Here is a 15,858-nt window from a genome sequence, read left to right as displayed (position 1 = left end):
ATTAAAATCCCCCTTTTTAGAAAGATGAAGCTGTATTCTTTGACATGATTTCTCCTTCAATCTGTTCCAATGATTTGCCTTTTGTCTCCGGCACAAAATGATAAACAAAGAGAAAGGCAAAAACGCCAATGGTGCCGTATATGAGAAATAAAGAACCTGTACCGATTAAATCTAAGAGCAGCGGGAAGGACAGCGACACTGCAATATTTGCCAGCCACAGACAGGTACTGGCGACCCCCAGCGCCGTTCCCCTGACCTGCAACGGAAAAATTTCAGCCAGCACAACCCAAACGACCATTCCCCAGCTCGCTGAATACGCTACCATAAACAAGCATAAGCAGGATAACAGCAGCCAACCGGGTGCATGAAAGAACAGCGTACTGATGCCCAAAATACCAAGTGCCATAGACATTCCGACATTGCCGATCAGCATGAGCTTTCTTCGCCCTATCATATCAATCAGCAGCAGGCCGATAATCGTAAATAAGACATTGATGATGCCGATGCCTATGGTTCCTGCAATAGCACTTGAAGCGCCGAACCCGGCATTTTCTAGGATGGTCGGTGTATAATAAATAATCGTATTCGTGCCTATTACTTGCTGAAAGACGGCGACCCCAATACCGATAAATAAGATCGGCCTGATAGCCGGAGATAATAATGTTGATATGGAAACACGCTCTTCCGTCTTGATCTCCTTCATACTGCGGATCTCAGCATCAATTGTTTTCGTGTCTCTCGTCAAAAGCAAAATATGGCGTGCTTCATCCTCACTTCTTTTCTGCAGCACCCATCGCGGGCTCTCAGGCATAAAAAACATGCCGGCCATGAGAATGAAGGAGGGAATTACCGCTAATAGAAGCATCAGATCCCACCTGCCCGAAGATGAAAAAACAAAGTTTACAATATACGCCATGAGAATCCCGAAAGAATTCATCAATGTATTCAATGAAGCGATTCTGCCTCTGATCGCGGCAGGCGCCATTTCGGACAGATACAAAGGAACAATTGCCGAAGCTCCGCCAACCGCGACACCCAGCTCTATTCTGAATAGTAATAATATTCCGATATTATAAGCCAAGCCTGTTCCAATGGCTCCAATTGTAAAAAGCACACCGAGCCAGATGATTGTTTTTTTCCTGCCATAGCGGTCGGAAAACCTTCCGCAAAAGGCTGCTCCGGCTAAAGCGCCAATCAGTACTCCGCTTACAACAAATCCTTCTAACAATGGAGTCAGCTCCATGTCTTCTCTAATAAACAGCAGCGCACCGGATATTACACCCGTATCGTACCCGAACAGCAAACCTCCTAATGCCCCGAATAAGTAAATAAGACTGATATAGGCCTTTTTGGATGTCATCAAGAAACCTCCGACTGATTGTATTTAACGTTTAAGCAAGGGAGATCCCTTCGTTTAAGAGAAAGATCCCCCCAAATACTAAAAGGGTCATAACAGTGATGCCGTTGAATCCCGCACCATTAATGAAGGAGACAGCATCACACGCTGAATTACTTTCTTTGGTTTTGAATCGGCCATGCCGTCTATCAGCAGTTCAATTGCCCTTTCCCCCATTTCTTCAGTCGGCTGTGCGATCGTCGTTAATTGGGGATCACTGATCTTTGCAAGGAAGCTGTTGTCAAACCCAACCACAGAAAGAGATGAAGGAATAGAAATATGAAGCTGCCTTGCAGCCTGCAAAACGCCTAAAGCAAGCAGTTCAGTCGTCACAAAGACAGCCGTCGGTCTATATTTTTGATTAAGCAGCTTTAAACTGATGTCTTTGCTTGCTGACAAATCATACGGACAGTCCAGAATGGCTGATTCATCGATTTGGATTCCTGAAACCTGCAGCCCTTCTTTAAAGCCGATGACACGGTTTTTGATTGATGTATTGTTAATCTTTTCTGCTATGACAGCTATATTTGTATGCCCTAATTGGGCTAAATGGACGGCTGCCTCGTATCCCCCTTTAAAATCATCCGCCACTACGGTGTCTACAGGCAGATGCGGTATATCTCTTGACAGCATGACAACCGGCATGTCGCTTTCAATCAGTTCGCGTACCGCCTGACTGTTTTTGAGACCCGTCGCCACAATAATGCCATCTACATGCTTTTGCTTCAGCATGGTGATATATTCTTCTTCTCTCAGCGAATTGTTGTCTGTACTGCATATGATGACACTGAAGCCCTTTTTACGGCCGCTGTCCTCCACAGCTCTGGCCAATTCAGCCATAAATGGATTGGCAATGTCAGGAATGAGCAGCCCGATGGTTTTCATCATTTTTCTCGATGAAGTCACAACACTTGGCTGATATTGAAGCTCCTCAATCACTTTCCAAATTCTATTTTTCGTTTTTTCACTTATATTTCCGGTGTTATTAAGAACCTTTGAAACCGTAGAGATTGAAACGTTTGCTTCCTTAGCAACATCATAAATGGTTGTTTTCATTAAGAAGGCCACCTTTATAAAATAGATCCTCTCTAGTATAAACGAATGCTTACCAGAATTTCTTTTTAAAAAGGCGCTTCTTCTATCAAAAACTCAAACCATTTGCGGCACTCCATTTTTTAATGTGACAGGCCGCTTCGTTTTGCAAGATTCTATACAAGCTGCGGCAATAGCAAGTGCTGCACGTGCATCTTCGCCTGTTACCAAGGCTGGTTTATTATTTCGAACAGCATCAACAAACGCTTGTAATTCATCAACATAAGCATCAAATAACAAATCCTGGTCGTAGCGAATCGTGTTGTAGCTGACTCCGTCTTTGTTATACCTTGTCATGTTTGTATGGCGGATATCTCCGATGGTCAGCATGCCCTCAGACCCAAACACTTCTCCGCGGACATCATATCCATAAACGGCTTGGAAGTTTGCTTCCGCCGTTGCAATCGCTCCATTATCAAATTTGATCGTGACAACTGCAGTATCCAAAAATCCTTTGTCTTTAAAATCAGGTCTGACAAGTGCATCAGCCGCGGCATAGACTTCAATCGGCTTTGCATTTGGATTGAGGTAGAGTAACGTATCAAAGTCATGAATCAGCGTCTCTAAGAAGATCGTCCATTGAGGAATTGGTGTCGGATCGCCGAGTGCCGGGTCTCTTGTGATGGAACGCATTAACTGAGGCGTGCCGATTTTTCCTGCACAGATTTCCTCATACGCATTGCGAAAGCCTTTAGCAAAACGTCTGTTAAAACCGATCTGAAGCGGAACAGACTCTTCCTTTACTACCCTTATGACTTCATCCGCTTCTTCCAGCGTGACAGCCATCGGTTTCTCACAGAATACAGCTTTCCCCTTCCTCGCCGCTGCAATAATGTTAGCGGCATGCGTCCTTGCCGGCGAAGCAATGATGACCGCATCAATATCAGGATGTTCCAGCATGTCTAACGGGTCTGTAAACGCTTTAATATTTGAGCCGATTGCTTTTGCAAATGCTTCTGCATTCCCCGGAACCGGATCTGCAACTGCATACAAATCTGCTCCTTTCACACGGAACGCAATACTTTCACCATGAAAAGCTCCCATCCGTCCCGCACCTAATAGCCCAACCTGTACATTTCCCATGAGCACCACTCCCAATCTATGAAGTTAAGGAAAGACTTTCTCCTATATATCATTAGTACATAAAAACAATCCTTATAATCATTTATAATATTAATTTTAAATGGGAAAGTCTTTCCTAATTGTTTTCAATTGTAACCCCTTACAATTTGCAGGTCAATCTTTTTTTGCTGTGTTTTAAAGCAGGCCTCTCCTTCAGCCGTCGATCAAGTCTGCAATGACTAAGGGGGGCAAGGGCAAAAAAATATCAAGGGTGTGCGGCCCTTGATTGTTCAAATGAAAATTTCTCATATATAGAAGAAAGGTAATGTAATGGGTTCAAAAGGTCGCTTCCATGGTGACGGAAGAAAAAGACGCGTGCGTGTGATCACCAACTTGGGAGCTTACCAGAACTTTAAACATCTACATTGGCATCCTGTGTTTGGGAAACCGCTTAAGTAAGCAGCTTTTATTAGCATAGCTGTTTCCGCATACGTATATTGGTCATGGCATACCCCATCTTCTGATAAAGATGGATCGCTGTCTCGTTATGCGCAAACACATGAAGGGCCAGCCTTTCCGAACCAAGCTCTCTTGCTCTTTCATCAAGCTTTTGAAGCGCCAATTGAGCTAGCCCTTTTCCGCGAAAGGCTTCATACAATCCAAAGGAATAGATAAACGCTTCCTTTTGAGGATGAAACGGATCAGCATACAGCCAGAGCCAGCCCATTCTTTCCACTTGGTCATTTGTGATGTTCCAAAAATAATGATTGCTGCTGTCTCGCCCATTCGGAATCATGTTCTCATATGCCTGCTCCGATTTCTCAAGCGCCTCTTTTTCCGTCCAAGTTCCCGACGTTATGTTTTGTTTCGCATAATTTTGCACGGACATCCCGCGAAAGGCTTGGAACTCTTCCAAAGTCATGGCTTCCAAAGTTAATGTCATTCTGTACTCCTCCTTTATAAAAAAAGTCCAGCTTGTGCCGGACGAATAACGCAGAAATGGAGCTCTATTTCAATTACTCGGTTAATACCTGGGACTTTCTATTATTCGATAAGAGAAGGAGATCTCCTGCATATAGGTTTGTTACACCATGATTATCATGATAGACACAACCAAACAGATCATCGCAGGTATCGTCATAAGGACCGATTGTCGCGCTCGAAAAATATGCGCATGAAATTGCTTCCGCCATGAGAACGGCAAACAGTACACCTGCTCCTAACGCTGCATACCGATTCCAAGCTGTCATAGCAAGTGCCCCGGCTACTTCAAGAATGCCAGTAACAGTCAAAAACCAGAATGAATATTGATAATGCCGCCAATGCTCAAATTGAAATTGAAAGGGAACGCGGCTTACCTTTATCATACCTCCCGCGAGCATAAAAACTGCCAAACTGACTTTCATAATAATAGATATCACCTTATGTCACTCCCTTTCGGAAGCATCGCGTATATTAAAAGATTCACAACCTCTGCTGCGAGACTTGCCGGATCTTTGATTCCGGTTAACAAAAATGAATCGGTTAAATGTTCAATCATGCCGATCAAACATTCAGCGACCGTTTCCATGTCCAGCTCGGAGTGAAAATTCATTAGCGGCAGCTTTGAGTAATTGTTTCCGGCTTTCTTCTCCTTTCGTCCTTTTTTACTTTTCAACTAGGCCCCCCAAAAAAATAATACTCACAGAAAATTTACTTGCGAGTATTATTTCATGGCATTAGCTTCATTTTTACAAACTGATCCTGTTTGCCAGCTTCCTTTATTAAAGGGTCTCATGTATGTCGAATAACTGAATCAATTCATTGATTACTATATCAATGGCTTTTCATTCACTGATAAGTATTTGCTGAATAGATTGAAATTCAGGCTGTGACAAACTTTATTCTTTTTTTCTAACGAGCATCACTCCGGGGCCAGATAGAGTTTTGCCTGCAAATGCAAGGAACAATTGGGTGCAGCGGCGCATAATGTACTGTACAGAAAGATGGAAGGGTGTGATGGGATGCCGTCTACAGTAATCAACCTATATTATTTGAAGATCAACAGTATTTCGGGCAATGGTTCAATTACAATAGGCGAAGCTGCTTATAACAGCCCTACCAACAATCAAAAATCTCAAGGGACCAATTCTTCTTTCGGTGATACCTCGCCTACAGAATCGGTTATGGAAAACTTCTTAAACGATCCTGATGTAAATGATCAGACATCTATCGGCAACTCTGATACATCCAACGTTAATGCTCCTCCGATTGCACCACCGCCAATTTTAGATTAAAGGGGTTTCGTCTATGCCATATCAAATTAACATCGCAAATATTAAGATCAACGGCGTCACGCAAAACGGAAATATAGATGTCGGTCCGACTGTGCACAACAGCCATACTGCGAACAGCAAATATTTTGGAGCAAACTTTTCCTTAGGGGATCTTTCGCCTACGTCTTCACTTTTGAACACTGGAAATATTGATTCAGACGTTAGTGACCAAGACCAAATCGGAAACCCTTCTGCGCCGATTGCAAATCAAATTTAAGGAGAATCTCATATGGATTTCGAAAAAATTCGAAAGTGGCTTGAGATTACGAATGAATATAAACAAAGTGACTTTTGGACAAATGTGCTCAAATATAAAGCCCCGGAACATTTTTTTGATTCCGAAGCTTCTACGTTTTTTGTTTACGACTTTTATCAAGATGAAGAATATAATTTTATCATTGTGGAAATGCCCGGTGTGTATGAGGAAGAATTAACAATCCGCTTATTATCTAAAACCCAGCTGTTGATCAAAGGAACGATCACGCCTGTTTTTCCGGACGAAATGGTGGTGCTTCGTGAACGGTATTACGGAGAAATTGAGCGAACCATTCAGCTTCCCGAAGCTACCGAATCCCATTTATTACAAATTCAGCTATTAAACGGGCTTCTGCACATTTCGTACCCAAGGCAAGTCGAAACCATCCCGTTGCAAAAAGGACTTTAAGATTGTTCCTTTCATTCCTTATCCACAGGGGCTGATATATGGTCTTTATATTGATCCACATAAATATCCCCATTACCCAGCAGCACTGCGTACACGGTTTCTTTCACCTTTATGTCTCTTTTTCGCAATTCTTCCAAAAGCCAGGACTCTGTCAAACAATTCTGCTGTAAATTATTCTGAATGATTTCTCCGTCCATAATAAGCTCTATCGGAAGCCTGTGTTCTTGGTTTACCGCAATCATTAAATCCTGTTTGGTCACATGCCGGAATTGCGGTTTTCTTAACACAGTCAGCTGACCATTCGTTTCAAGGATTGCAAAAAGAACTTCTTCGATATTAAATATTTCTTTTTCACGTAATTGCTGATTTAAATAATCAAGTGTGTAACGCATTTTCCTCATATTCGATTCAAGTATCTTCCCGTTTTGAATCAGCACTGTAGGATCTCCGGCAAAAAATTTTCTTAGCTTCCTGTTCTTTATCGACAGGAACGAAATAAGAAAAATGGTTAGCACAAAAATACTAAACGAAATGGCCATATTGTGCGGTTTTATTGAAGTATTATAAGCTAATCCGGCAGCAATCGCACCTAATGTGATCGCCGCAATAAAATCAAAAATCGTCATTTGAGAAATTGTCTGTTTGCCTAAAATCCGTTCTGCGATTAACAGCAAGCCAAAGCTGGCAACCGTTCTAATGACAACTTCTAGTTCAATCATGTTATGGCGCTCCCCGCTTCCCAGATTGTATTGGCCAAAAAACTCCTGCCGATATCATTGTTGGGCTTAATATATCCCATCTATCCCAAAAATATTGTTCGGTTCAGAGCAGAATGAACCGACTGCCTTTCGGATATATTAAATTGCGATTGGTCAGAAGGAAAGCCAATCCCATGACAAATCTAATTCCTCATTGGTCAGGTGGTAGCATGAATTTCACTTGGGAATCTCTTGTTCTCATTGTAGCCGGAGTCATTTTGCTGAGAATTTCAGGAAGGAAATCAATCGCACAAATGACGTCAACTCAAACGGTTGTCATGATTTCGATCGGAACTATTATCGTTCAGCCAATCATCGAGTACAGCCTCTTCAAAACATTAATTGCAGCGGCAATTTTCACAATCACACTCATCGTTATGGAATGGATCCAAATGAAATCGAACATCATTGAAAAGATGTTAACCGGAAAAGCAAAAATTGTCATTGAAAACGGACAGCTTCATATCGAAAACTTAAAGAAGATGAGACTTACAGCTGACCAGCTTGAAATGCAGCTAAGGCTTCACGGCGTTACGGCAATACAAGATGTTAAAATAGCGACATTAGAGGCCAACGGGCAATTAGGAATAGAATTGACTGATGACGCCAAGCCTTTAACAGTCAGGGATCTGAAAAAACTCATTCACCCCGATTTCATAAATAAGGACGGACAAGCCCAGTCTGGCAATCAGAATATTTTTGATGAAGTTGGTAAAAAAAATAAAAAAAACATCCCTAAAAAACTGCATTAACAAAGGCGCATGTGGCATTTTGCAGGTTTTTGTCTCTTACTGAAAGTTTTTGCCGTTTTGTTTAAGCAATTGCTGCTCACACACCATATTGTATAAACAGTCATAACGGAGAGGAGAGATGAATGATGAAATTCCCAGTTTATATCCATTCGATATCCGGGAACAGCGTTTTTAATAACGGATTTGCATTTTCCATCAGCCCGTTCTCTGTGTCTAAAACAACAGAGGGTTCCGGAGGGAATAATACAGGTTTGGTTTTTGAATCCAATTCTTTAAGCCAAACAAGCTCCGCCAATCAAGCCCAAAATGTAACATATGCGATCCAAGAACTGCTTTCTAAGCTTTTAGCGTAAAAATTAAGAAATAAACACTTCATGAGGTGCCATATGGCTTTTCCAATTATTCATACAAACTTTTGGGATGCTGTGATAGCCGTTCCAATCATCATATTGATAACCCAAATCCTCAAAATATTATTGAAAATCCCCAAAACATTTGTGCCATCAGTTGCCTTAATAATAGGTCTTGTCATTTCTATTTTCATAAGCCATCGACACAGCCTCTTTTCCGGCGTGTTTATGGGCTGGTTTTATGGCTACGCCGCTATAGGCTCCTACTCATCATTAAAAACGACCATCTTATCCTTCAGGCAAACGAAAAACGATACATCAAATTCATAGATGACATATAACGATCTGCCGCCTCTTTATCAGGCGGCTTTATTTCTGCTGATAGGTTTGAATGCTGTTACGATCATCTTCAAAAGAGATGCTCATTCACTCTCTTAAGAGGCACTATTATTTTTACCATTATGTTGATGCAATTAAATAAAAACGAAATATCATAGAAGTAAATAGACTGCCAGCGTCCTCTATGACATCTACTTCTGAATGAAAGGAGCTTTTGAAGCATGCGATCTCAAATCAACATCTCAAATCTCACGATAAATGGGATGACACAAAACGCGAATACAGATATCGGACAAAACTTGCAAAACAGCCATACTGCGAACAGCAAAAATTACGGTGTCAATTTCACATTAGGAGACTACTCTCCTTCTAATTCAATTATTATTTCAGCAAGTTGTGATAATGATACAAGTGATCAAGGGCAGATTGATAACCCTTCTTCACCTAGTGAAGAATAAAATGATGCACAAAAAAGAACTCATATGAGTTCTTTTTTAATCGTTTGATATGTCTTTTCTGAAAAGCTCAATGGTGTGAGTGCTGAGGATATGATAAAGTCAGGAATACTAATATGCTGATGGGTAAATCATTTATACCCCTTAACTGATCCTCGTGCTATGATGCAGAATAGATTGATCCATTTGCTCCAGCCCATTTTCAATAAGCCCTTATATTGATGTGTTCACTGCCAAACATCTCTTTTTGGCACAAATGTATAAACCCTTTATTCGCCTTCATATAATCGATAAACCCTTTCCAGCTTTTGTTCAAGCTGTTCAAAATGAACAAAGCGGGCTTCTCTCAAATACTCAGTCCCATCAATGAACAAAAGAAGCACGGGAACAGTAAAGACTGAAAATTTGCCGGCAACCTCTGCAACATCGTCAGCATTGACATGCCCCAATTCGATGTTTGGAAACTGATCCAATACCATTCTAAGCTGCGGCAGAACTGCGTGACATACTGTACAGCCAGGCCTTGATATATAGATAAAACTGAATTGGTGCTGTTTGATAAAATGATCTATAGTATCTAATGAATGTAATGCTGTCATTTCTTTCATCCATTTACTCCTTCAAATAGGTCTATTTTTCATGACCAAGCATGTCAATACGTATCATTCACTATACAGATTTTTATTTATTATATCCGCTTTTTTGCTTTGCAGAGTACCTGCAAGCTCGTCGAAAATGTAAATACAAAAGAACAGTTACTGCATGACAGTAACTGTTCTGATTTACTTCGTATTAAAAATGCAAAGCGTAAGCCCCCGGACCGATGAGTGCAACCCCGATGGATACTGCAATCAGCACCACGTTATATTCAAAACCGCCGGCGCCATTCGCAAAGCCTTTGGCTCCATGAACTTTTACGATCGCACCTAACATAATGATTGTTATGATAGCAGCTCCAAGCGGGAGGAACACACCTAAAATAAATAGAATTCCGCTTACTAACTCCCCAAGACCTGACAGAGCAGCCGCAGCGTTACCTGGTTTTACCCCAATTGATTCGAACCATTGTCCGGTCCCTTTAATTCCGTATCCCCCAAACCAGCCGAATAACTTTTGTGTGCCATAAAACAAAAACACCACACCAATCATAATCCGAATAAGCAACAGTCCTGCATCTTCCATTTTTATCTCTCCTCATCTTTGATTTCATCTGATTTTTTGCTGAACGGTTCCATCCAGCAATCATCAATTGAATATATGTTTCTTTATTTTTTTATGTGTCAAATCAATCTAATTCTCTTACTTCAAACGGCAGCAGCCCTTGTTCAATTTGTGCCCGATGCGGTTCATATTGCACAGGCAGCATCAATTTATCGCCCATCGATTCGTGTGATTCATCATGGGCAAAGCCCGGAGGATCAGTTGCGATTTCAAACAGGATCTCCCCATGTTCCCTGAAGTAAATGGCATTAAAATAATTTCTATCCCGAACAGGAGTTACACCGTATCCGTGAGAAGCAATATGTCTTTGCCAATCTAATTGATCTTGGTCATCACTTGCCCGCCAAGCAATGTGGTGCACCGTGCCGGCTCCCATTTGACCGCGGCCAATAGGCGTTAACTTAAGGTCAATCACATTTCCGATATCACCGGCAGAACGATAACGAACGAAGTCTCCTTCCTTGCCGACCCGTTCCAGCCCCATGATGTTTTCCAATAGCTCTGCGGTTTTGTCAGGCTGTGCTGATAATAGGGTTGCACCCCCAAAACCTTTAATGGCAACATCAGGCGTTACATCTCCGAAGGTCCACGTGTTAGCCTCTCCTTCTTCTCTTTCCACGATTTCTAAATGCAGGCCATGAGGATCATCAAACTCTACATATTGTTCTCCAAAGCGCTCGATTTTGGTGTATGGAACGTTGAACTTTTCCAGTCTCTTTTCCCAAAATGCCATAGCCCCCTTCGGCACGACATACGAAGTCACGCCAACTTGTCCGTCTCCAATGACGCCTTGGCGGGCTCCAGCCCACGGAAAGAAAGTGATGATAGTTCCCGGCTTCCCGCCCTCATTCCCAAAATAAAGATGATACGTACCTGGATCATCAAAATTGACAGTTTGCTTGACCAAACGAAGCCCGAGCACTCCTGCATAGAAATCTGTGTTCTCTTGAGGATGTCCGACAATCGCTGTAATATGATGAATTCCCATTGTTTTTTTAGCCATTTTTATCTGCTCCTTTTACATATACTCAACAAACTCATTCACAGGCTTACGGTAGCCGCGCGGCCTTCTGCTCTCTGTTTTTTCTTTCCCAATTGTAATCATCATGACAACCTCAAACTGGTCATCTATGTTCAAAATCTGTTTTACGGCTTCCGCATCAAAGCCGATCATCGGGCAGGTGTCCCAGCCTTTTTCTTTAGCACTCAGCATAAACATCATCGCAGAAAGTGAAGCGTTCCTTATCGCCTCATCTCTCTTAAATTGTTCTCCCCTGTTTTCATAAAACGAAACGGTGTCTTGAACCATATGGTCATATTCTTGCTTATTTAATACCCCTAACACCTTTAATCCTTCATAGATGTCAGCCGCTTGCCGATATGCCTGTTTATCTCCTAATACCAAAAGAACCGCAGATGAGCTAAACACTTTATATTGTCCGTTTGCGGCCTGTTTCAGCTTTTCTTTTACATCCGGGTCTAGAACCGTCACATATTTTGTATGCTGCAAATTAAAAGCCGATGGTGCCAATGCAACCAATTCAAACATCTCATTGAGGTCTTCTTTTGTGATTGGATGACCTGAAAGAAAATTGCTTGCAGATCTTCTTTCATTGACTAAGTGTGTAAATTCAGCCATTACGATACACTCCTTTTTATCTCGAATCCGAGATATTATTCTATAAAAAATCATATTGGATTTTAAAAAAAGAACTGACTGCGATTGAACACTTGATCGTTGACCTTATTAACCAAATGTCTCGAATTAAAATATCTTGAATATGAGATAATAGTAAAATACAGATCTTCTAATGTCAATAGTTTTTTTACAACAGATGGGAATTTTTCGCTGAAGGCAGCATTTTCATTGAACTCCTTGTTACATAAGAACTCATTTGTTTGCAGTGTGAGCCTTTTAGCACAGCTCCAACTTTTTTTCTGTTACCTTATTTATTAGTAACCAGGAAACAACGTTGCTATAGACCCACTCGAAATTGAATTGGTATGATAAGCAAAGTGATTACACAGAAAAGGATACGGAGAGCGTCTAAAGAGCACTCCTATTTTTTTGTGCAGTTTTATAGGAGGAAAAAATGGCAAGTGAAAGAGAACAAATCAGCAGAAAAGTTGCTTTGATTGCATTGATCGCCAATTTGATCCTAATGGCAGGAAAGGTATTTTTTGGACTGATAGGCGATAGTGAAGCTGTTTTTGCAGACGGAATCCATTCCGCGGCAGATGTAGTTGCTTCGATTGCGGTCTTGGCAGTGATCGGCATTTCCAATAAACCGCCCGATCAAGACCATCCTTTTGGGCACGGAAAAGCTGAAGTCATTAGTGAGGCGATTGTAGGAATAATCTTAGTGATCGTATCCGTTTATATCCTCATTGAAGCGATTCTGTCCTTTGTTAAAGGGCCAAGCGTCCCCCAATACAGTGCATTGTTTGCGGCTCTTATTTCGTACGTGGCTAAGGAAATCTTATATCGTTATTCTATCAAGCAAGGGGAAAAATGGAACAGCAAAGCGATTATAGCGATTGCATACGATCATAAAGGCGATATCGTTGCCTCCCTTGCCGCTTTTATCGGCGTACTATTGGCTATCATCGGAAACAACCGCGGCTGGTCCTATCTGTTGTACGCAGATGCAATTGCCAGTGCAATCGTTGCTTACCTCATTTTTAAGATTTCTATGGAATTAATCAGGCCGTCTGTTGATGTGCTCATGGAAAAGAGCGTTGACCCCAAGCTGATCGAGGAATATAAGGCTGTTATTTTTCAATGTGATCAGGTAAAACGAATTGATAGAATCCGCGCGAGAGAACACGGCCACTATAAATTGCTTGATGTCCGTTTATCTTTGGATCATGATTTGACAATTAAGCAGGGACACGACATTGCCCGCGAAATTCGAAATGAAATCAAAAGACAGTTTTCCGATGTTGAAGAAGTGCTCATCCATGTGAATCCTTATTTCGAAGAATGAAAAGCTCCTTTTTAAAAGGAGCTTTTGCTTTATGCTGTTAAACTTTCCCTTTAGAACTCGCTGTACTATATAATATGGATGTATATCAATCATAGGGACAGAAAGGTTGTTAGAATGAAGGAATTTTTTTCGATTGGGGAAGTGTCAAAGTTATTCAATGTGAAAATCTCTGCTCTTAGGTATTATGATGAAATCGGTCTTTTGAAGCCGGAATATAAAGACGAGCAAACGAACTATCGATATTATTCCACCCAACAGTTTGAGCGGCTGGATACCATCAAGTATTTGAGGGCCTTAGGCCTGCCAATCAATAAGCTGCTTGATTTTTATAACTCTCAAAATACAAATACCCTTCTTCATTTACTAAAAAGCCAGCAAGCTGAAATTGATCGCAAGAAGAAAGAATTGGAACGCATTGAACGAAAGATCTCCCGCCGCATCACACATATAGAAGATGCCGTTAACATGCCGTTACATCAAATTTCTAAAATTAAACTTCCCGCATTGCGTGTCGCTTATTTACAGCAGGAATATGTTCTCGGCCATGATATTGAACATTCGTTAGCAGAATTGAGAACCCAACTGAATGTGAACGAAGATATATTTATAGGCAAAATCGGTTTATCCATTTCAGCAGCAAATGTGAAGGCAAAACAGTTTGACAAATATTCCAGTATATTTATGATTCTTGAAGATGAAAATGAAAAAACTTCATCAGAAATCATTTTCCCTTCAAGAGAGTATCTGCAAATTAGGTTTAGAGGGTCACACCCAGAAGCCGAACCATACTACAAAACATTACTGGCGTATATGGAAGAACATCATTATGAGGTAGCAGGGGATTCAATCGAAATCACACTCATTGATTATGGCATTACGAATAACCTAGACAATTATGTGACTGAAATCCTCTTGCCCATCAAATAATCTCATGAATATGTTTTGATCTCCCTTGACTCTCTACTAACTAGAGGGTTTATTTTTTATGCAGGAATCATTATTGGAGGAGAAAGCTTATGTTTGGAACGATATTTAACACAGTGATGATCATTGCAGGAAGCATAATCGGGGGGATATTCAAAAAAGGCATTAAAGATGAATACCAGGATATTTTGATGCAGGCAATGGGATTCGCTGCAGTCGCGCTGGGGATCAACGCCGTTACACAGCATTTGCCTGATAGTAAATACCCTATTCTTTTCATCGTGAGTTTAGCTATTGGAGGTTTGCTTGGCCAAATCATCAATCTGGAATTACGATTCAACAAGCTGGTGAACAAATTTTCTAAAAGCAATTTAGCGGAGGGGTTATCAACTGCGGTCTTATTATTTTGTATAGGTTCGCTGTCAATATTGGGTCCTGTTGAAGCCGCTTTGCATGGAGATTATACATACCTTCTGACAAACGGTATGTTAGATGGGATCACCTCCATTGTGCTCGCCTCGACTTTTGGTTTTGGAATAGCGGCAGCTGCCATTGTATTGTTTGCTTGGCAGGGCTCCATCTATTTATTTGCTAAAGTAATGGAGAGCGCAATCAATGCAGACCTTATTAACGAAATCACAATTGTGGGAGGCATACTCATCCTCAGTTCAGGTCTAAGCATTCTTGGAATCAAGAAGTTCAAAACACTGAATCTGCTGCCTTCCCTGTTGATCCCTCCTGTTGTGATTTTTGTGATTCATTCATTTGGATTATGGTTTTAACAAATCGACATCAATTATGCGGAAATCATGAATGCCGGCCATGTTTTATCACTGGGACAGACGATGAATGGTCATATGGGCGTCAATTCATTCATTACAATCTTTGCGATCGTCTTTGTACATAAACCGATCGATGGCCGGCAGTTCACAACAAAAATACCAAGGTCGTCAAGATCCTTGGCATCATGCTGATAATGCACTGTGTTTCTGTCTCCGATCTACATTTGTAATGCTGATTCTTTGATACCGTGCATTCAAATCACAATGTACTGCCCTCTATAAGGCTTTCTCACCTCTGGGTGCGTTTTCATCAAAGTATTCATAAACGATGTCATATTCGAAATGTGTACGCCGGTTTCCTTTTCAATCCTTCTTTTCAAATCGATACTGCTCATTGGCTTATTCTGCTGCTTTAATATGTGTAATGCTGCTTCACGGGAGGCTTTTGATTCAGCTCTGCCCTGTCTTCTTTTTTTCTTTTGGATTGGTTTTGATGTTACACGATATGTCTTTATATCATTTGCAGCTTGTTCCATGAGCGCGGCTTGAGATGGGAGCGCCTTTGACCGTTGTAATTGAAACTCACGAAGGATCGATCTTTCATGTTTATCTATGTGTGCTAATCTCGTACACAAAGCTTCTCTTTGATCAGCCATCTTCTTCCCCCCAATTATGCAGGCGGAAAAGAGCTTTATTCCACCTGCAGATCTGAGTCATTGTTCAACTCTTTAGAACACGGATCAGGGAAATCAACATCTATG

The 15,858-nt window shown here is 41.2% G+C and carries 21 protein-coding genes and 2 pseudogenes; 10 read left to right on the top strand and 13 right to left on the bottom strand.

Features of this window, described 5'->3' with window-relative positions; all coding sequences use genetic code 11:
• Nucleotides 1-16 precede the first annotated feature (16 nt).
• The 6 genes and pseudogenes from BLL41_RS14985 to BLL41_RS14960 all read right to left on the bottom strand — a co-directional run.
• The gene (locus BLL41_RS14985) at nucleotides 17-1,360 is read right to left on the bottom strand and encodes a sugar porter family MFS transporter (RefSeq protein ID WP_071578462.1); all 1,344 of its coding nucleotides are present in this window, start codon (nucleotides 1,358-1,360) and stop codon (nucleotides 17-19) included.
• Nucleotides 1,361-1,447: 87 nt separating this feature from the next.
• Nucleotides 1,448-2,452 (bottom strand): LacI family DNA-binding transcriptional regulator, encoded by a 1,005-nt coding sequence (locus BLL41_RS14980; RefSeq protein WP_071578461.1) that lies wholly within the window; start codon nucleotides 2,450-2,452, stop codon nucleotides 1,448-1,450.
• A gap of 93 nt (nucleotides 2,453-2,545) precedes the next feature.
• Nucleotides 2,546-3,571, bottom strand: coding sequence for a Gfo/Idh/MocA family oxidoreductase (locus BLL41_RS14975; RefSeq protein WP_071578460.1), 1,026 nt, complete (start codon nucleotides 3,569-3,571; stop codon nucleotides 2,546-2,548).
• Nucleotides 3,572-4,019: 448 nt separating this feature from the next.
• Nucleotides 4,020-4,493 carry a GNAT family N-acetyltransferase gene (locus BLL41_RS14970; RefSeq protein ID WP_071578459.1) on the bottom strand — a complete coding sequence of 158 codons (474 nt, stop codon included), beginning with the start codon at nucleotides 4,491-4,493 and terminating at the stop codon, nucleotides 4,020-4,022.
• A gap of 141 nt (nucleotides 4,494-4,634) precedes the next feature.
• Nucleotides 4,635-4,971: pseudogene (locus BLL41_RS14965) on the bottom strand (DoxX family protein).
• Nucleotides 4,968-5,138: pseudogene (locus tag BLL41_RS14960) on the bottom strand (TetR/AcrR family transcriptional regulator); the annotation flags it as partial. The pseudogenes BLL41_RS14960 and BLL41_RS14965, both read right to left, overlap by 4 nt.
• A 415-nt stretch (nucleotides 5,139-5,553) precedes the next feature.
• Here BLL41_RS14960 and BLL41_RS14955 point away from each other — a divergent pair.
• The 3 genes from BLL41_RS14955 to cotP are packed head-to-tail and all read left to right on the top strand — an operon-like array spanning nucleotide 5,554 to nucleotide 6,529.
• Nucleotides 5,554-5,826, top strand: a complete 273-nt coding sequence (locus tag BLL41_RS14955; protein WP_003243854.1) for a spore germination protein — start codon at nucleotides 5,554-5,556, stop codon at nucleotides 5,824-5,826.
• 13 nt (nucleotides 5,827-5,839) lie between these two features.
• On the top strand, nucleotides 5,840-6,082 hold the full coding sequence (locus BLL41_RS14950) for a spore germination protein (RefSeq protein ID WP_014478992.1): 243 nt from the start codon (nucleotides 5,840-5,842) through the stop codon (nucleotides 6,080-6,082).
• A gap of 12 nt (nucleotides 6,083-6,094) precedes the next feature.
• The gene (cotP, locus tag BLL41_RS14945) at nucleotides 6,095-6,529 is read left to right on the top strand and encodes a spore coat protein CotP (protein WP_071578458.1); all 435 of its coding nucleotides are present in this window, start codon (nucleotides 6,095-6,097) and stop codon (nucleotides 6,527-6,529) included.
• 11 nt (nucleotides 6,530-6,540) lie between these two features.
• Here the strand turns inward: cotP and BLL41_RS14940 are convergent, their stop codons facing one another.
• Nucleotides 6,541-7,248 carry a DUF421 domain-containing protein gene (locus BLL41_RS14940; protein ID WP_071578457.1) on the bottom strand — a complete coding sequence of 236 codons (708 nt, stop codon included), beginning with the start codon at nucleotides 7,246-7,248 and terminating at the stop codon, nucleotides 6,541-6,543.
• 209 nt (nucleotides 7,249-7,457) lie between these two features.
• Here BLL41_RS14940 and BLL41_RS14935 point away from each other — a divergent pair, with 209 nt between their 5' ends.
• From BLL41_RS14935 to BLL41_RS14915, 4 genes are all read left to right on the top strand, one after another.
• On the top strand, nucleotides 7,458-8,039 hold the full coding sequence (locus tag BLL41_RS14935) for a DUF421 domain-containing protein (protein ID WP_071578456.1): 582 nt from the start codon (nucleotides 7,458-7,460) through the stop codon (nucleotides 8,037-8,039).
• 122 nt (nucleotides 8,040-8,161) lie between these two features.
• Entirely contained in the window at nucleotides 8,162-8,392 is a 231-nt protein-coding gene (locus BLL41_RS14930; RefSeq protein ID WP_071578455.1) for a spore germination protein, read from the top strand.
• Between the two features lie 33 nt (nucleotides 8,393-8,425).
• Nucleotides 8,426-8,719, top strand: a complete 294-nt coding sequence (locus BLL41_RS22805; RefSeq protein ID WP_071578454.1) for a hypothetical protein — start codon at nucleotides 8,426-8,428, stop codon at nucleotides 8,717-8,719.
• A gap of 230 nt (nucleotides 8,720-8,949) precedes the next feature.
• On the top strand, nucleotides 8,950-9,186 hold the full coding sequence (locus BLL41_RS14915; RefSeq protein ID WP_071578453.1) for a spore germination protein: 237 nt from the start codon (nucleotides 8,950-8,952) through the stop codon (nucleotides 9,184-9,186).
• Between the two features lie 266 nt (nucleotides 9,187-9,452).
• On the opposite strand, the gene BLL41_RS14910 is transcribed toward BLL41_RS14915, so the two are convergent.
• From BLL41_RS14910 to BLL41_RS14895, 4 genes are all read right to left on the bottom strand, one after another.
• Nucleotides 9,453-9,791 (bottom strand): thioredoxin family protein, encoded by a 339-nt coding sequence (locus tag BLL41_RS14910; protein ID WP_071578452.1) that lies wholly within the window; start codon nucleotides 9,789-9,791, stop codon nucleotides 9,453-9,455.
• 184 nt (nucleotides 9,792-9,975) lie between these two features.
• Nucleotides 9,976-10,365: a DoxX family protein gene (locus BLL41_RS14905; RefSeq protein WP_071578451.1), complete on the bottom strand. Its 390-nt coding sequence runs from the start codon at nucleotides 10,363-10,365 to the stop codon at nucleotides 9,976-9,978.
• Between the two features lie 103 nt (nucleotides 10,366-10,468).
• Nucleotides 10,469-11,407 carry a ring-cleaving dioxygenase gene (locus tag BLL41_RS14900; RefSeq protein ID WP_071578450.1) on the bottom strand — a complete coding sequence of 313 codons (939 nt, stop codon included), beginning with the start codon at nucleotides 11,405-11,407 and terminating at the stop codon, nucleotides 10,469-10,471.
• Nucleotides 11,408-11,422: 15 nt separating this feature from the next.
• On the bottom strand, nucleotides 11,423-12,043 hold the full coding sequence (locus BLL41_RS14895; RefSeq protein WP_071578449.1) for a nitroreductase family protein: 621 nt from the start codon (nucleotides 12,041-12,043) through the stop codon (nucleotides 11,423-11,425).
• 454 nt (nucleotides 12,044-12,497) lie between these two features.
• Between BLL41_RS14895 and mneP the strand changes: the two genes are divergently transcribed.
• From mneP to BLL41_RS14880, 3 genes are all read left to right on the top strand, one after another.
• A complete protein-coding gene (mneP, locus tag BLL41_RS14890) occupies nucleotides 12,498-13,391 on the top strand; it encodes a manganese transporter MneP (RefSeq protein WP_071578448.1) in 894 nt (297 codons plus the stop codon).
• Nucleotides 13,392-13,505: 114 nt separating this feature from the next.
• The gene (locus BLL41_RS14885; RefSeq protein ID WP_071578447.1) at nucleotides 13,506-14,318 is read left to right on the top strand and encodes a MerR family transcriptional regulator; all 813 of its coding nucleotides are present in this window, start codon (nucleotides 13,506-13,508) and stop codon (nucleotides 14,316-14,318) included.
• Between the two features lie 89 nt (nucleotides 14,319-14,407).
• Nucleotides 14,408-15,097 (top strand): DUF554 domain-containing protein, encoded by a 690-nt coding sequence (locus tag BLL41_RS14880; protein WP_071578446.1) that lies wholly within the window; start codon nucleotides 14,408-14,410, stop codon nucleotides 15,095-15,097.
• A 71-nt stretch (nucleotides 15,098-15,168) separates the two neighbouring features.
• Here BLL41_RS14880 and BLL41_RS23105 read toward each other — a convergent pair whose 3' ends face one another.
• Both BLL41_RS23105 and BLL41_RS14875 read right to left on the bottom strand, forming a co-directional pair.
• Nucleotides 15,169-15,297 carry a hypothetical protein gene (locus BLL41_RS23105; RefSeq protein WP_256252453.1) on the bottom strand — a complete coding sequence of 43 codons (129 nt, stop codon included), beginning with the start codon at nucleotides 15,295-15,297 and terminating at the stop codon, nucleotides 15,169-15,171.
• Between the two features lie 54 nt (nucleotides 15,298-15,351).
• Nucleotides 15,352-15,753, bottom strand: a complete 402-nt coding sequence (locus BLL41_RS14875) for a Rok-like winged helix domain-containing protein (RefSeq protein ID WP_071578445.1) — start codon at nucleotides 15,751-15,753, stop codon at nucleotides 15,352-15,354.
• Nucleotides 15,754-15,858 lie beyond the last annotated feature (105 nt).

It is taken from the genome of Bacillus sp. FMQ74 (genome assembly GCF_001875785.1).
In the GTDB taxonomy this organism is placed as follows: domain Bacteria; phylum Bacillota; class Bacilli; order Bacillales; family Bacillaceae; genus Bacillus; species Bacillus stercoris.
Note: the sequence above shows the minus strand (reverse complement) of the source record. Positions and strands in the feature narration are given on the sequence as shown.

Coding starts and splice junctions, on each gene's coding strand:
- BLL41_RS14875 (WP_071578445.1), bottom strand. CDS start 15,753: ATGGCTGATCAAAGAGAAGCTTTGTGTACGAGATTAGCACACATAGAT.
- BLL41_RS14895 (WP_071578449.1), bottom strand. CDS start 12,043: ATGGCTGAATTTACACACTTAGTCAATGAAAGAAGATCTGCAAGCAAT.
- BLL41_RS14980 (WP_071578461.1), bottom strand. CDS start 2,452: ATGAAAACAACCATTTATGATGTTGCTAAGGAAGCAAACGTTTCAATC.
- BLL41_RS14955 (WP_003243854.1), top strand. CDS start 5,554: ATGCCGTCTACAGTAATCAACCTATATTATTTGAAGATCAACAGTATT.
- BLL41_RS14910 (WP_071578452.1), bottom strand. CDS start 9,791: ATGAAAGAAATGACAGCATTACATTCATTAGATACTATAGATCATTTT.
- BLL41_RS14975 (WP_071578460.1), bottom strand. CDS start 3,571: ATGGGAAATGTACAGGTTGGGCTATTAGGTGCGGGACGGATGGGAGCT.
- mneP (WP_071578448.1), top strand. CDS start 12,498: ATGGCAAGTGAAAGAGAACAAATCAGCAGAAAAGTTGCTTTGATTGCA.
- BLL41_RS14905 (WP_071578451.1), bottom strand. CDS start 10,365: ATGGAAGATGCAGGACTGTTGCTTATTCGGATTATGATTGGTGTGGTG.
- cotP (WP_071578458.1), top strand. CDS start 6,095: ATGGATTTCGAAAAAATTCGAAAGTGGCTTGAGATTACGAATGAATAT.
- BLL41_RS14940 (WP_071578457.1), bottom strand. CDS start 7,248: ATGATTGAACTAGAAGTTGTCATTAGAACGGTTGCCAGCTTTGGCTTG.
- BLL41_RS14950 (WP_014478992.1), top strand. CDS start 5,840: ATGCCATATCAAATTAACATCGCAAATATTAAGATCAACGGCGTCACG.
- BLL41_RS14880 (WP_071578446.1), top strand. CDS start 14,408: ATGTTTGGAACGATATTTAACACAGTGATGATCATTGCAGGAAGCATA.
- BLL41_RS14915 (WP_071578453.1), top strand. CDS start 8,950: ATGCGATCTCAAATCAACATCTCAAATCTCACGATAAATGGGATGACA.
- BLL41_RS14885 (WP_071578447.1), top strand. CDS start 13,506: ATGAAGGAATTTTTTTCGATTGGGGAAGTGTCAAAGTTATTCAATGTG.
- BLL41_RS14935 (WP_071578456.1), top strand. CDS start 7,458: ATGAATTTCACTTGGGAATCTCTTGTTCTCATTGTAGCCGGAGTCATT.
- BLL41_RS14985 (WP_071578462.1), bottom strand. CDS start 1,360: ATGACATCCAAAAAGGCCTATATCAGTCTTATTTACTTATTCGGGGCA.
- BLL41_RS14900 (WP_071578450.1), bottom strand. CDS start 11,407: ATGGCTAAAAAAACAATGGGAATTCATCATATTACAGCGATTGTCGGA.
- BLL41_RS22805 (WP_071578454.1), top strand. CDS start 8,426: ATGGCTTTTCCAATTATTCATACAAACTTTTGGGATGCTGTGATAGCC.
- BLL41_RS14930 (WP_071578455.1), top strand. CDS start 8,162: ATGATGAAATTCCCAGTTTATATCCATTCGATATCCGGGAACAGCGTT.
- BLL41_RS14970 (WP_071578459.1), bottom strand. CDS start 4,493: ATGACATTAACTTTGGAAGCCATGACTTTGGAAGAGTTCCAAGCCTTT.